The sequence below is a fragment of the Pedobacter sp. N23S346 genome (assembly GCF_048515415.1).
GTDB lineage: Bacteria > Bacteroidota > Bacteroidia > Sphingobacteriales > Sphingobacteriaceae > Pedobacter.
The window spans coordinates 1-14,675 of record NZ_JBLYEE010000001.1 but is presented as its reverse complement, the minus strand read 5'-3'; the positions used below and the strand labels follow the sequence as shown (position 1 = coordinate 14,675).

General features: G+C 37.2%; 12 protein-coding genes. 8 read left to right on the top strand and 4 right to left on the bottom strand.

Going from position 1 to position 14,675, the window contains the following annotated elements; translation table 11 throughout:
- The first annotated feature begins 2 nt into the window (after positions 1-2).
- The 6 genes from rfaE2 (at position 3) to ACN1CD_RS00035 (ending at position 5,409) form a co-directional block, all read left to right on the top strand.
- Entirely contained in the window at positions 3-506 is a 504-nt protein-coding gene (gene rfaE2 / locus ACN1CD_RS00060; RefSeq protein ID WP_419128195.1) for a D-glycero-beta-D-manno-heptose 1-phosphate adenylyltransferase, read from the top strand.
- Positions 499-966, top strand: coding sequence for a D-glycero-alpha-D-manno-heptose-1,7-bisphosphate 7-phosphatase (locus ACN1CD_RS00055; RefSeq protein ID WP_419128194.1), 468 nt, complete (start codon positions 499-501; stop codon positions 964-966). The genes rfaE2 and ACN1CD_RS00055 overlap by 8 nt, the downstream gene beginning before the upstream one ends.
- A gap of 245 nt (positions 967-1,211) precedes the next feature.
- Positions 1,212-2,264, top strand: coding sequence for an acyltransferase family protein (locus ACN1CD_RS00050; protein WP_419128193.1), 1,053 nt, complete (start codon positions 1,212-1,214; stop codon positions 2,262-2,264).
- A gap of 109 nt (positions 2,265-2,373) precedes the next feature.
- A complete protein-coding gene (locus ACN1CD_RS00045) occupies positions 2,374-3,348 on the top strand; it encodes an NAD-dependent epimerase/dehydratase family protein (RefSeq protein ID WP_419128192.1) in 975 nt (324 codons plus the stop codon).
- 288 nt (positions 3,349-3,636) lie between these two features.
- Positions 3,637-3,765 (top strand): hypothetical protein, encoded by a 129-nt coding sequence (locus tag ACN1CD_RS00040; RefSeq protein ID WP_419128191.1) that lies wholly within the window; start codon positions 3,637-3,639, stop codon positions 3,763-3,765.
- A gap of 252 nt (positions 3,766-4,017) precedes the next feature.
- Positions 4,018-5,409, top strand: a complete 1,392-nt coding sequence (locus ACN1CD_RS00035) for an undecaprenyl-phosphate glucose phosphotransferase (protein ID WP_419128190.1) — start codon at positions 4,018-4,020, stop codon at positions 5,407-5,409.
- Positions 5,410-6,232: 823 nt separating this feature from the next.
- Here ACN1CD_RS00035 and dxs read toward each other — a convergent pair.
- Positions 6,233-8,161, bottom strand: a complete 1,929-nt coding sequence (dxs, locus tag ACN1CD_RS00030; RefSeq protein WP_419128189.1) for a 1-deoxy-D-xylulose-5-phosphate synthase — start codon at positions 8,159-8,161, stop codon at positions 6,233-6,235.
- 162 nt (positions 8,162-8,323) lie between these two features.
- On the opposite strand from dxs, the gene ACN1CD_RS00025 reads away from it, so the two are divergent.
- Together ACN1CD_RS00025 and glyA are read left to right on the top strand one after the other, a co-directional pair.
- On the top strand, positions 8,324-9,058 hold the full coding sequence (locus ACN1CD_RS00025) for a segregation and condensation protein A (RefSeq protein ID WP_419128187.1): 735 nt from the start codon (positions 8,324-8,326) through the stop codon (positions 9,056-9,058).
- Positions 9,059-9,719: 661 nt separating this feature from the next.
- A complete protein-coding gene (gene glyA, locus ACN1CD_RS00020; protein WP_419128186.1) occupies positions 9,720-10,991 on the top strand; it encodes a serine hydroxymethyltransferase in 1,272 nt (423 codons plus the stop codon).
- 284 nt (positions 10,992-11,275) lie between these two features.
- On the opposite strand, the gene ACN1CD_RS00015 is transcribed toward glyA, so the two are convergent.
- The 3 genes from ACN1CD_RS00015 to ACN1CD_RS00005 form a co-directional block, all read right to left on the bottom strand.
- Positions 11,276-12,652: a hypothetical protein gene (locus tag ACN1CD_RS00015; protein WP_419128185.1), complete on the bottom strand. Its 1,377-nt coding sequence runs from the start codon at positions 12,650-12,652 to the stop codon at positions 11,276-11,278.
- An 18-nt stretch (positions 12,653-12,670) separates the two neighbouring features.
- Positions 12,671-13,369, bottom strand: a complete 699-nt coding sequence (locus ACN1CD_RS00010) for a ComF family protein (protein ID WP_419128184.1) — start codon at positions 13,367-13,369, stop codon at positions 12,671-12,673.
- Between the two features lie 1,075 nt (positions 13,370-14,444).
- On the bottom strand, positions 14,445-14,675 hold a 231-nt coding region (locus ACN1CD_RS00005; protein WP_419128183.1), incomplete at its 5' end, for a hypothetical protein.

Genomic DNA, 14,675 nt, shown 5'->3' with positions numbered 1-14,675 from the left:
AAATGATAGACACACTGGAATTATTAGCAAAAGAAAAGATATTTTCACCTGATGAAATTGCATTAAAATCAGCATTGTGGAAATCAGAAGGGCAGAAAATTGTATTCACCAATGGTGTTTTTGACTTATTGCATATTGGCCACTTGAGCTATCTAATGAAAGCGGCTTCGTTAGGTACAAAACTGATAATCGGAGTTAATTCGGATATATCGGTTAAGAGGCTAAAGGGTGAAAATAGGCCTATAAATGCCGAATATAGCCGCCTATTAATGCTAGCTTCCTTGTTTTATGTAAGCGGAGTGATAGTCTTTAACGAGGATACGCCGTTGGCATTAATAATGCAAGTAAAGCCTGACGTCCTTGTGAAAGGAGCCGATTACTCCATTGATACAATTGTCGGCGCTAAGGAAGTTTTGGCAGATGGCGGTGAGGTACAAACGATTGAATTTATTGATGGTTACAGTTCAACGAAATTAATTGCAAAAATAAACACAAAGAATGAATAAGGCACTTTTTCTAGATAGAGATGGGGTTATTAATATTGATCATGGCTATGTGTATAAGATTGAAAACTTTTTTTTTACAGATGAAATTTTTAAAATTGCGAAGCATTACCAGGATCAGGGTTTTTTAATTATTGTAGTTACGAATCAGTCTGGTATTGCACGTGGTTATTACACGGAAGGTGATTTTTATAGCCTAACAGCGTGGATGGTTCAAAAGTTTCTGGACCAACATATTGAGATCGCAAAGGTTTACCATTGTCCTCACCACCCAGATTTCGATGGCCCTTGTAGTTGCCGAAAACCAATGCCAGGGATGATTTTGAGTGCAAAAGCTGAATTTGATTTAGATCTTCCTAACTCTGTCCTGATTGGAGATAATAAAACGGATATAGAAGCAGGGAAAAAAGCTGGGGTAGGAGAAAATTATTTAGTTTATGAATTAAATAATAGTGAAACATAGCTATGGAGGTAATTACCCTTTTGAAAATTTATCTTGATAGATATATTACGGAAAGCTAAGTATCTCAGGATTATTTCCATTCATTTACAGCAAAGACCTTGCTAAAGCTAAATACATTTAAAATAAATATACTAGTTAGAATTTTTAATGGATAGTATATTAAAGTAGGGATGTAGCGGATCCTTTGAGTTTTAAATAATCTTGATAGTATCGTAAACAACTTTCGAATAATAAATAATATTAAAATGGCTTCCATCGTTAATAGAGAACAAAGAGTACATTTTTTAGATTATGCTAAGTTTATTGGTATCTATCTGATGGTATTAGGACATTTAGAATTACCGCAAGACATTAAAAATTCGATATATGCGTTCCATATGCCCCTTTTTTTTGCAATCTCTGGTTACTTATTCTCTTTTAAAAAGGATATGTCGGTAATAGATTTCATCATCAAGCGGGGTAAGCAACTCATAATTCCTTACCTGATATTCAATGTCATTACCTACATATTCTGGCTATTTGTAGGCCGGAAGTTTGGTCTTGATTCTACGCAAGACATAAAACTTTATAAACCTATAATAGGTATTTTTTATGGTAATGGTAACAACAAATTTTTAATTCATGACGCTGTATTATGGTTTTTGCCATGCCTTTTTATGGTAGAGACTCTTTATTTTATTTTTTTCAGGAATAAGACCAAAATAGTATCTGTGTTATTGCTTTGTTGCTTCCTTGCGGTCGGTTTTCTGGATTATAAATTTATAAAAATTAATTTGCCATGGGGTGTAGATACTGCTTTTACAGCAATTGTTTTTTATGGATTAGCGAATTTATTTAAGCCAGGTATAGATAGATTACTAAGGAGTCCTAAACTTACCTTGGGCATCTTAACGATATTCTTGCTTTTAGTATTTATATACCTGTCTACTTTAAATGGTAGAGTAGATATGCTGGCATTAGCATACAATAATTATCCATTATTTATATTCAATGCTCTACTAGGGGTGATACTTTGTTTACTAGTATCTTATTTAATAAGTGAAGGATTGGGGAAACTCTTTGTTATAGAATACATCGCTAAGAATACCATTATTATACTTGCGTTTCATGCTTTTGGATTTACTATTATTAAGGCTGTTACATACTACATGCTTAAGTATCCAATGTCGATTTATGAAACAAACTTATACTTTAATATTTTTGTTGCTGCCATTACAATATTAATCTTAGTGCCAGTAATGATACTCTGGAATAGGTATTTTCCAGCTATTATTGGACTAAAAACTAAAGCAAAATAATCAGGCTTTGATATTTTAAAAAAAACTCATCGAAACAGCCTGACATTTTTCTTTATATTTATGCATATTTAAAGGTGTGGAATACATCGGAATAAAGTAAAATAAAAAAATGAATCACATCATATTTGGAGGATCCGGATTTATCGGCACACACCTCAAACGTTACGTTATTGAAACCCTGGCTTTGGCTGATGAAGTTTATAGTTTTGATATCAGAAAGAAAGTGAGTGATGGTTTTACGGAACTTGATATTAGAAAAACTATTGATCTAAATTTACCGGATGTGGCTAACAGCGTTATCTACAACCTGGCCGCTGTACATACCACACCCGGGCATCCTGATCATGAATATTTTGAAGCCAATATCTATGGTGCACAAAATGTTTGTGATTTTGCGAGGAAGAATAACATTCAAACCATTGTATTTACAAGTTCCATTGCCCCTTATGGTGCATCAGAAGACTACAAAACCGAAGATACCTTGCCTATGCCCAATACCCCATATGGCATTTCGAAATTAACTGCAGAATATATCCATAAGTTATGGCAAGCGGAAGATCCGTTAAACCGTAAACTGGTGATCGTTCGGCCAGGGGTAGTATTCGGTAAACAGGAAGGCGGAAATTTCACCAGATTATACGAATCCATGAAAAAGGGATTCTTTTTTTATCCTGGAAGAAAAGACACCATTAAGGCCTCTGTATATGTTAAAGATGTAGTCAGAATTTTATTTGAAACTGCTCAGCAGGAAAAGCCTGGTGTGGTTACTTTCAATTTAACCTATTTCCCTGCCCCTACTATCGAACGTATTTGTGAAACCATGGCAGAAGCGACTGGCGTTAAAGTGCCCAAGGTTTTGGTGCCAGGATGGGCATTAAAGTCTGCTGCCAGAAGTGCTTATACTGGTGGAAGATTATTAGGCAAGAAAATAGCAGGTATTCATCCAGATCGGGTGAAGAAACTCATGATTTCTACGAATATTTCTGGAGAAAAACTAAGTAAATCGCCTTATGTTCTTCAATTTAGTTTAAAAGAAGCACTTCTGGATTGGTTTGAAGACTGTCAGAAAAGTGGGCTTTACTAATTAGGATAAATAATTATAAACAATTAAGTTGTACCTCCATTATATGATCTTTTGGCTATTATTTTAGTTAGAGAACTGGAATAGATTGATTCTACGATTTTCAAAAAAACAAATAATATTTGTACCATTCCTTTAGATATTGGTTGGTCTGATTTAGGTACCTGGGCATCCTTACATGCTATTGCAGAAAAAGATGAAAGCCAGAATGTATACAATTCGGTACACATTCACTTGAATGATACCCGTAATTGCATTATTAATTTGCTAAAAGGTAAACAGCGGCGGTGATTGAGATTAAAGAATTTTATTGTGGTAGATGATGAAAAGGTTTTGCTGATTTACCCAAAATCGGAAGAGCAAGAGATTATAGGCGTCTCTAAAGAAATGGTTGCCAGGTTTGGAGATCAATATTCATAAATTATAAAGGCTTATCATAACAGATAAGCCTTTTTTTGATCTACTGGATTTGGGTATTGTTCTACTAATATGGTAAAGAACGGATCTTCCTATTTCATGTCAGATGAAAAAGCGTAACTTTATTGTGAGTTAAATGTGTGCAATTAGTATACATAATAACCAAAGTTAACAGCAACCTGGTATAAGAGGCATTATTTTTGTTAATTTTGCAAAACATTTATCAAACTTAGTTGTTGGCGCTCAAAAATTTTTATGCAAACACGTTACCTATACATCCTAAAATATATTCTGCCGATAACAGACCTTTTAATGGTCCTGGCAGTTTACTTTTTCTCCTATCAGTTTACCAGCTACTTAGGTAAGAGCGTTGATGCCGAATTGCAGTGGCATTATGTGGTGGTTTGTAGTCTGCTCTGGATTGTTTCTACTACTTCTTTCGGGTTGTATACAGAATATGGCTCCAGGAGAATTGAACGGATTTACAGAGGGACCTGGCGGAGTGTGCTTTTACATGCGATTTTGTTTTCTGTTTATCTATTTTTCTCAAAACAAAATGAATTTTCCAGGTCGTTTCTGGTGGTGTTTTATGGTGCCCTAGGAATTCTTTTTCTAGTAAACCGTTTTATTGGTACTTCTTTTCAGTTTTTGTTATTTAATCATTTGCGTGGTGTAAAATCTGTTGCGATTATGGGCAACAATGCTACCGGTACGCAATTGGCAAGTTATTTTGAAAAACAGAAATATATTGAATTTCATGGCTTTATCCCTGATGTGCCTGATCATTACCTGGAACGTGACGGGCGGTTGAGCAGTGCAGTAGGGAAACAGTTCGAATTGGCGGTTGAAAAAGGCATTAAGGATATTTATGTAACTATTGCGCCGGAGCGGATGAGTGATATGCTAATTCTGACTGAGGAAGCAGAGCGCCAATGTGTACGCCTAAAATTTATTCCAGACATTAGCGGGGCCTTATTGTCTCCTTACACGGTGAGTTATCTGGGTAATGAATTTCCAGTAATTTCCCTCCGGACAGAGCCTTTAGAAAAAATTCATAATCGTTTTAAAAAGCGCCTGATTGACGTGGTATTTAGTGGTTTGATCATTTTATTTGTATTGAGCTGGTTGTATCCGATAATTGCCTTGTTGATTAAATTGCAAAGTAAAGGCCCGGTATTGTTTAAACAATTGAGAAGCGGTCGCGATGATGAACCTTTCTATTGTTTTAAATTTCGCAGTATGCGGATGAATGCCGATAGTGACAAGAGACAAGCAAGTAAGGATGATGACCGTATCACACCGATTGGTAAGTTCTTAAGAAAATCTAGCTTAGATGAATTGCCACAATTTTTTAATGTATTTATGGGGCATATGAGTGTGGTTGGGCCAAGACCACATATGTTAAGCCATACCGAACAATATAAAGGTATTGTGGATCAGTTTATGGTACGCCATTTCCTTAAACCTGGAATAACGGGTTGGGCACAGGTAAACGGTTACCGTGGAGAGACCAAGGAAGATTATAAAATGGTGAAAAGGGTTGAACATGATATCTGGTACCTGGAAAACTGGACCGCCGCATTGGATGTTAAAATTATCTTTATGACGGCCATTAATATGGCCAAAGGTGAAGAGAATGCTTTTTAAATAGAATATATTTTAATAAAAAAGCTCGATCTGTTTTTCAGCTCGAGCTTTTTTTATTGTATACTTTCGATTATTTATTAGCATGAAATCGATTAATAATATGCGTTAAAATGTTATTTAAGCGGTTATTTTTTTATTTACCATCCTCTTTGGGTACCCCTCCAGAGGACTATCGTGTTAACACAATTATAATTGTTAAAATATTTTCCCGCTCTGTGCCGCGGAAGCATGGTAATTTTTCACAGTTAATATTGTTTTTAGCGGTGTTCAAGAATGCTGCGCATTTTGGAGCGCCAATTACCCAACGCTTTTATTTATCGGTAGGTGTACCGATAGAAGTTAAATTTTTTGAAGATAGAATCTTGTCGATTTGTGTCGGACCATATAGGCATAGAGAACATATAGCTTGGAAAAGTAGTGTGCCAATCTGTGGTAATGAATTAAGTTAGCGCTTTTGTGTCGGACCATATAGGCATAGAGAACATATAGCTTGGAAATGTAGTGTACCAATCTGTGGTAATGAATTAAGTTAGCGCTTTTGTGTCGGACCATATAGGCATAGAGAACATATAGCTTGGAAAAGGGAAATAAATGTAGTGTACCAATCTGTGGTAATGAATTAAGTTAGCGCTTTTGTGTCGGACCATATAGGTATAGAGAACACATAGCTTGGAAAAGTAGTGTACCAATCTGTGGTAATGAATTAAATTAGCGCTTTAATTTACTTTTACTAAATGCTAACAAATCAGTATATAAAAGGCAGTAAATATCTATCTGATTCAGGTTTTTAAAATTTAAAACTCAATAAAATTTAATACTAATTTTATCCCACCATGGTGTTGGTTGTTCGCTTCACTCCTACTTTTTTTACGGTCCGAACGATTGCGTCTTTATCATAACCGCATTCTGCCCATAGTTCTGGTTGTTCACCATGATCTATAAACTGATCTGGGATGCCCAGACGAATGACGTTTGAATTATATTGATGATCGGCCATAAATTCTAAAATTGCAGAACCTACACCGCCCGGCAATGATCCATCTTCGACAGTTATTATATGTTTGTATTTAGAGAAAACCTCATGAAGCATTTGCTCATCCAATGGTTTTACAAAGCGTAAATCGTAATGAGCAGGATAGATGCCTTCGCTACTTAATTCTGAACGTGCCTCTACAGCGAAATTACCTACGTGGCCAATGGTTAATAGGGCTACTTCATCCCCATCGCAGATTTTCCGGCCTTTGCCAATTTCCAATGCTTTGAAAGGTCTTTTCCAATCGGGCATTACCCCATTTCCACGTGGGTAACGAATTACGAAAGGACCTACATTATCTTGCTGAGCGGTAAACATCAGGTTCCTTAATTCTTCTTCATTCATTGGCGAAGAAATAATCAGGTTTGGAATGCAACGCATATAGGCAATATCGTATGCGCCATGGTGGGTTGCGCCATCTGCGCCAGCTAAACCTGCTCTATCTAAACAGAAAACAACATTAAGCTTTTGGATGGCCACATCGTGAATTACCTGATCATAAGCCCTTTGCATAAAACTTGAGTAGATATTACAAAAAGGAACCAATCCTTGTGTAGCCAAGCCCGCAGAGAATGTTACTGCATGTTGCTCAGCGATGCCTACATCGAAAGCACGCGTTGGCATGGCCTTCATCATGATGTTTAATGAGGAACCAGATGGCATGGCTGGGGTGATCCCCACAATTTTATCATTCGCGACAGCCAATTCTACCATGGTATGTCCAAATACATCCTGGTATTTTGGTGGCTGAGGTTTATCTGGAACACTTTTTTTAATCTCCCCGGTAATTTTATCAAAGAGACCTGGTGCATGCCAGATGGTCTGGTCTTTTTCTGCCAGTGCAAAGCCCTTACCTTTTACGGTAATGCAATGCAGTAATTTTGGTCCTGGAATAGCAGATAAATCTTTAATGGTTTGCGCTAAACGGGTTACATCGTGCCCATCTACTGGACCAAAATACCGGAAGTTAAGTGCCTCGAATAAATTACTTTGTTTAAGCAGTGTTCCTTTGATACTTTTCTCGATTTTCTTTACATACTTATGTGCATTGGGTCCTAATTTGGATAGGCCAACGAGCACATTAGAAATGTCGTCACGAAAGCGGTTATAAGATTTTGATATGGTAATGCTGGTTAAATATTCTTTTAATGCGCCAACGTTGGGATCAATCGACATGCAGTTGTCGTTTAAGATCACAAGCACATTGCTGTTCTCTATTCCGGCGTGGTTTAAACCTTCGAATGCCAGACCGGCCGTCATCGCGCCATCGCCAATTACGGCCACATGTTGTCTGTTCGTTTCGCCTTTTAACTGCGAAGCTACAGCCATGCCCAGTGCGGCAGAAATAGAGGTGGATGAATGGCCTACGCCAAAGGTATCGTATTCACTTTCTGAAATTTTTGGAAAGCCACTAATACCTTTGTAAATCCGGTTGGTGTGAAATAATTCTCTACGGCCGGTAAGGATTTTATGTCCGTAAGCCTGGTGTCCAACATCCCAAACCAGCTTGTCGTATGGGGTATTTAATGCATAATGCAAAGCAACGGTTAATTCAACAACACCTAAACTGGAGCCAAAGTGACCACCGTTTACACTCACTACGTCTATAATATACTGACGTAACTCCTGGCTTATTTGTTCTAAGTCAGACTCGCTATACTGCTTTAAATCAGCGGGATAGTTAATTTTAGATAATAGGGGGCCAGCTTTAACTTGCATTCAGATTTTTAGGTAAAAACAAGATACAAAGTAAGGTATTTTTGTTCTAATATTCATGTAAAAAAACAATCAATCCGCTGAATGTCAGTCGGGCTTGTTTTGGTAAACCTTTAAGGAATGCCTAAACCTTTAGTATAAAATTCGTTATGTTTGTTTTTAGAAATGCAATCAGAGATTTTTGAGATCAAACTTCCGGTGTTCGAAGGTCCATTCGATCTTCTATTATTTTTCATCGAACGTGATGAATTAAACATTCAGGATGTGGAAATTGCAAAAATTACCAACGACTTTCTGGCTTATATTCACCAGCTTCTTTCTGTGAATGTTGAAGTAGCAAGTGAATTTATTTTAGTGGCCGCTACGCTAATGCGCATTAAATCAAAAATGCTGCTGCCAAGAATAGAAGTTGATGAATCTGGAAATGAAATTAATCCTGAGCAAGACCTGATTGCACGATTGATTGCCTATAAACAGTTTAAGTCTGCTGCGGAAGAAATGAAAGTTTTTGAAGAAGCCCGGATGAAACAGGAACGTAGGGGGAATATTGAATACGATCTTACGTTAGCGGCAGAAAGTTCTACCCATCAGGATGAGCTTTTATCATTAGACTTATATAAATTGTTAATGGTTTATCAACGCACGATGCAGAAATATGAGCTGCGAAGTGAAGAGGTGAAACATACGGTAGTTCAGTATCCTTATACCATTGAGCAGCAAAAACATTTTATCGCGAATTTATTAAACATAAATAAGGAAATTGATTTTGCGCTGGTGTTGAAAAATTCTGATAATAAGGTTCATTTCGTTTATAATTTCCTGGCGATTCTAGAAATGCTGCAGCAACAGGTTGTAGAGATTACGATTGGAAGTGGATACAATAATTTTAGTATCAGGTAGTGAGTATTAGGTATCAAGATTGGGTGGGGAAGGGTTTTAGTTAGAGTAGTAAGTATTTAGTATCAAGTATCAAGACTGGGTTCGAGAACGGGGAGTTTTAGAGTAGGAAGTATTTAGTATCAAGTATCAAGACAGGGAGGTGAAATTTATATAAAAATCCTTAGAAGAAAAATAGGCTTCACTGCAAACCCTGCGTTCTTTTTGCTTTCTCTGTGTTCTTTGTGGTTAAATTTTTTCTTTCTAGTATTAAGTAGTTAGTATCAAGTATCAAGATTGGGCGCAGACATACATGATTGTGTTAAGTTACCTCAATTTGTAGTTTTGCCTCAGGGCGTAGCGTTTGCAAGTAGAGCAAATATTTGTTTTACTGCAAACTCTGTTTCTTTGTGCCTTTCTCTATGTTCTTTGGGGTTAAATTTTTTTCTTTATAGTATCAAGTATTTAGTATCAAGTATCAAGACTGGGTGCTGAGTACAGCGATTTCTTTAGGATTGCCTCAGTTTATGTTTTTACCACAGAACTAGCACAGGGTACAGATAGGCTTTACAGCAGAACTCTTGTCTTTTTATGATTAAACATTTATCCTGTAATTCACGCATATTCATCTCTGCTTTAAGGATTAATTGCTTACTTTTGCCAAAAAAATACAAACCTAAATAGGATGATACGCGATACCAAAATCTTTGAACTTATTGATAAGGAATTAAACCGCCAGGAACATGGTTTAGAACTTATTGCATCAGAAAACTTCGTAAGCAAGCAAGTGATGGAAGCTGCTGGTTCAGTTTTAACTAACAAATATGCTGAAGGCTTACCAGGGAAACGCTATTATGGCGGTTGCCAGGTGGTTGATGTGGTGGAGCAAATTGCCATCGATAGGGCAAAAGAATTATTTGGTGCAGCGTGGGTTAATGTTCAGCCGCATTCGGGTGCACAAGCAAATGCAGCAGTAATGCTTGCTGTGTTGCAGGCTGGAGATAAAATTTTAGGATTCGATCTTTCTCATGGTGGTCATTTAACACATGGTTCGCCGGTAAACTTTTCTGGTAAACTTTATCAGCCGTTATTTTATGGTGTAGAAAGAGAGACCGGATTAATCGATTATAAAAAACTAGAGGAAGTTGCTTTAGCAGAAAAACCAAAATTAATTATCTGTGGTGCTTCGGCTTATTCTCGTGAATGGGATTATGCTTTTATCCGTTCCGTAGCAGATAAAATTGGCGCTTTGGTTTTAGCTGATATTTCTCACCCTGCAGGTTTGATTGCAAAAGGTTTATTGGCAAATCCACTTCCGCATTGCCACATTGTAACCACTACTACACACAAAACTTTACGTGGTCCACGTGGTGGAATGATTATGATGGGTAAGGATTTCGAAAACCCTTGGGGATTAAAAACACCGAAAGGCGAAACGCGTATGATGAGCAATTTGTTGGACATGGCTGTTTTCCCTGGTACACAAGGCGGACCTTTAGAGCATATTATTGCGGCTAAAGCAATTGCTTTTGGTGAGGCCCTAACTGAAGAGTATGGTACCTATATTAAGCAGGTAGCAGCAAATGCGCAGGCAATGGCAAAAGCTTTTGTGGCTAAGGGTTATGGCATTATTTCCGGAGGTACTGATAATCACCTGATGTTAATCGACTTAAGAAATAAAAACATTACTGGAAAAGTTGCAGAGAATGCTTTGGAGAAAGCTGAAATTACAGTGAATAAAAATATGGTTCCTTTTGATGATAAATCTCCATTTGTTACTTCAGGAATTCGTGTAGGTACAGCGGCAATTACCACCCGTGGTTTAAAAGAAACGGAAATGGAAAAGATTGTTGATTTAATCGATCAGGTTTTAACCAACCCAGAGGATGAAGCCAATCTTAATGCGGTGAAAGAAGAAGTGATCAAATTGGTAAGTGCCTTTCCTTTATATAAATAGTACCAAACACCTTTAAGGATAAACAATACGGAGCTTTGCATTAATTTGTAAAGCTCTTTTTTTTATTGATTGAATTAGGGAGGGATTAAATTAGTGAAGGATTGAATTAGTGAATGATTTAATTTTGAATGATCGAATGCAGAATGATTCGATTTACTTATACCTGCTTATAAAGTAAAGGGCCGATATCCTAAAAAGAAATATCGACCCTTACCATCTAAATTAACGCTCTCGGTATAATAACATGATGAACGATTAATAGTTTTCATAAAGTTAAGAAAAGGTTAATTTTTTTCGTAACAGCCTAATGCAGAGGGGAAAGTTCTTTTTTTCTCTTTCATGTCTTTTTGTAGATAGCTGCTGAAGTTTGCATCAGTAGTTAAATTTATTCCTTTTTTTAGGGTAATACTATTATCTGCTAACTCAAAATTTTCTAACTCGTTAGAAATAAACCCCGGATCGACGTTAAGGATGTTATTATTAAGGTTAAAGGTATTTCCAGACGACTTTATCAAGTTATTCCACACACTTATTTGTGAAAGAGCAGTGGTTTTCTGTTGGATTTCCAGTTCGTTATTTAAGTTCCCCCAAATTATATTGTTTGTTAGATTTAAATTAAGGGGATTGTAATTGCCAGAGGATAAATAGTCTGAGAAGGTCAACGCTGCGGTTTTCCTTGGGAAATTATAATTATAACCTGCGAAGGTGTTTTGTTTTAAGTTATAATTTCCGCCGCCAATGGCATATATTATATAGTTTCCGCAATTATAGATTAAGTTGTTAAAGGCAGATAATTCTGAATGATAGCCAATGTAGGCCGCTACCTGCATATTTTTTATAATGGTATTGCTTAATAATAGCTTGGGTTTGCCGTTGAGTGATAACGAATCGGAAGTAATGCCCACAGATGCATTTTTAATAATGGCATTTTGAATTATAGCATTCCCGGTTCGCGAAAGGTATAAACCCTTCCACTGGCCAGGTTCATTGGTATATGCGTTTTCCAATCTATCGCTACAAAGTAATACGGGCTGATTAAGTGCGCCTGTGATATTTAGGTTTCCTTCAATGTTCAGGCTGGCATCTTTATGGAAGTAAACTTTCGTGCCAGGGAGAATATTCAGAGATGAACCATTTTTTACCGTTAATGAACCATTTATAATATAGGGCAGGTTACTATTCCAGGTAGTATTTTGAGTAATCGTTTGATTAATCATATAAATAGCATTTTGTCCGTAGGCTGATAATTGAATGACTTGCCTGTTGCCGTTGGTATTTAAGATAATTGAATCCTGAACCAGAAAGGGAAGGTTTTTTAAATTTGGGTTAATGGTTACTTTAACAAAAATATTAAGGGAGTCTTTGCCTCCAATCGGAACGTTAGTTGCGCTATTTGTGTTCACGCCATTGATGTTAATACGGTAAGGTGAATCGCCTGAGCCAGCTAGTTTAATTTCTGAAATGGTTACGGCATGGCGGTGATCATTTTTGATTTTTATGCGTTTCGTTATCGAACCCTGAGTCGTGAAAATGGTATCAAATAATACGCTGTCTTTGTCGAAAATCAGTTGAACGGTAGGGTCTGCTGTCACTTGTTCGTGCTTACTGCAAGCTGAAATTATAAAACATAGCAGGAAACCCCATCCAATACTTAGGCGCATGATGTAAATATGGGAAAATTATTCTGCGAAAGCGACAGCAGCGATACTAACTTTTAGGGCGCCATGATCTAATAAAACGTTCGCACAAGATTCTAAGGTAGCACCAGTGGTAATCACATCGTCCACCAATAAGATATGTTTGCCTATAATTTGATCATTTTTTACTATGCTGAAAACCGCTTTCATATTTTCATATCTGCTGAATCGCGTTTTTTTGGTCTGGCTTTCTGTGGAAACCGATCGAATCAAAATACTTTCATCAGATGGAAGACTCATCCTTGTTGCAATGCCATCTGCAATAAAGCTACTTTGATTATAGCCCCTCGATCGCAATTTCCGTTTGTGCAAGGGTACAGGGATGATGAAATCGATATCCGAATAATGCGGACTAACGCTTAACCGCTCTCCGATCATTGTTCCTAATAGGATGCCGACATCTGTTCTTCCATTATATTTTAAACTATGGATGAGTTTTTGAGCCTTTGCACCCTTTCTGAAGTAAAGCATAGCCATGGCGGCATTTAATGGCACTCTTCCCCATAGTTGTTTAATTACCCTGTTCTCCTGGTATAGATGATAATCTGTAAAAGGAAGATCAAATAAGCATTTCGTGCAAATTAGATTTTCGCTATGGAACAAACTTGTTCCGCAGGCATTACAAAGATTTGGAAATAATAGGCCTAATAAATCATTTCCCCAACGAGATATTCTTAGCATTTAACTAAGCTATTGATTATAGCAATAAGTTGTATGAGGTTGCAGGAAATTTTATTCTTGTCCTAGCGGGAGGGGCTTATCTTCTTTTGGCAACCAAAAGACCAGTGAAGCTAGCTTGAACACAAAATAACTAATAAACACATGTGAAAACCCAAAAGTGCCGGCTCGCAATTATTCATATAGTTTTTATATTTTTAATGGTATTCATGAGTGCTGCGCCGTTTTTCTGTTAAAGTCAGCTGTTAAGCTAGGACAGTGCCACCCCGAAAAATTGATCATGCAGGTCTAGGGGCGTAACGAAGAAACAGTGGTTTGGTCTTGTTAGGTTTTGCAGCGATCGCTATTCTTATTATTTATGCCCTATTTCCATCTTTGCAAGGCATGAAGCAATCTTAATGCGATCGCTATATGCATTAGATTTATCTCGTCCTAGCCGGACGGGCTCTCTTCTTTAGGCAACCAAAGAAGCAAAGTTGCCGGCTCGCAATTATTCATATAGTTTTATGTTTTTAATTGCATTCATGAGGGCTGCGCCGTTTTTCTGTCCAAGTCAGTAAGTGAGCTAGGTCAGTGCCATCCCGAAAAATTGACCATGCCGGTCTAGGCGCAGAACGAAGAAACAGTGGTTTGGCCTTGTTGGGTGTTTATAGCGATCGCTATAATATAGCTGCAAAATACTTCTATATATTACAGATTATTACCCTTTGCTGTCATCTCCAAGGTAAGCATTACAGGCTTTCGTTCTGCTTAATGCCGCACAGCCGGGGTCGCTGCTTAATTTAATTTTTATTCTCACCTATAAATAAGGTGTCAACTTATGCTCACCATCCTGCGAAAGCATGAATCATCCCAAGCTATAAATCTCTATTCTTCAACTTACCCATCAAAAATCAACCTTTCACTCCAAGCCCTATATGTTCTCTATGTCTATATGGTCCAAAAGCGGAAGGTGAATCGTGGATTTGCGTCTCCACATACTTTCTAACCCTATAACCTCCTAACCAACCTCCCGTAAACCCTCTTTTCCAAAAAAGTTTTAATAATTTTAACTTTTTCTATAATGATTCCCAGTGGCTTATGATTTCGCCTTCATTTTATCTGCCTTCCCATTTGCAGTGGTTGTAATTTTTGCTATCTTTGCATCCCGCTTCGGAAGGAATGGGAGCTGGTTGAAAGGCCGGCAAATTGAAAGGCAAAATAGGAAATACCAGCTAAAAAAATAAAACCAGATTTTATTTGGAAGTTGGGAAAAGATTTCTACCTTTGCACTCCCAACCGAAAGGAAGGGGAAAAAGATCAAGGTGGC

What these genes read in the sequence shown, in the direction of transcription:
- rfaE2 (WP_419128195.1), top strand. Translation starts at nt 3, where the DNA reads ATGATAGACACACTGGAATTATTAGCAAAAGAAAAGATATTTTCACCT.
- ACN1CD_RS00055 (WP_419128194.1), top strand. Translation starts at nt 499, where the DNA reads ATGAATAAGGCACTTTTTCTAGATAGAGATGGGGTTATTAATATTGAT.
- ACN1CD_RS00050 (WP_419128193.1), top strand. Translation starts at nt 1,212, where the DNA reads ATGGCTTCCATCGTTAATAGAGAACAAAGAGTACATTTTTTAGATTAT.
- ACN1CD_RS00045 (WP_419128192.1), top strand. Translation starts at nt 2,374, where the DNA reads ATGAATCACATCATATTTGGAGGATCCGGATTTATCGGCACACACCTC.
- ACN1CD_RS00035 (WP_419128190.1), top strand. Translation starts at nt 4,018, where the DNA reads ATGCAAACACGTTACCTATACATCCTAAAATATATTCTGCCGATAACA.
- dxs (WP_419128189.1), bottom strand. Translation starts at nt 8,161, where the DNA reads ATGCAAGTTAAAGCTGGCCCCCTATTATCTAAAATTAACTATCCCGCT.
- ACN1CD_RS00025 (WP_419128187.1), top strand. Translation starts at nt 8,324, where the DNA reads ATGCAATCAGAGATTTTTGAGATCAAACTTCCGGTGTTCGAAGGTCCA.
- glyA (WP_419128186.1), top strand. Translation starts at nt 9,720, where the DNA reads ATGATACGCGATACCAAAATCTTTGAACTTATTGATAAGGAATTAAAC.
- ACN1CD_RS00015 (WP_419128185.1), bottom strand. Translation starts at nt 12,652, where the DNA reads ATGCGCCTAAGTATTGGATGGGGTTTCCTGCTATGTTTTATAATTTCA.
- ACN1CD_RS00010 (WP_419128184.1), bottom strand. Translation starts at nt 13,369, where the DNA reads ATGCTAAGAATATCTCGTTGGGGAAATGATTTATTAGGCCTATTATTT.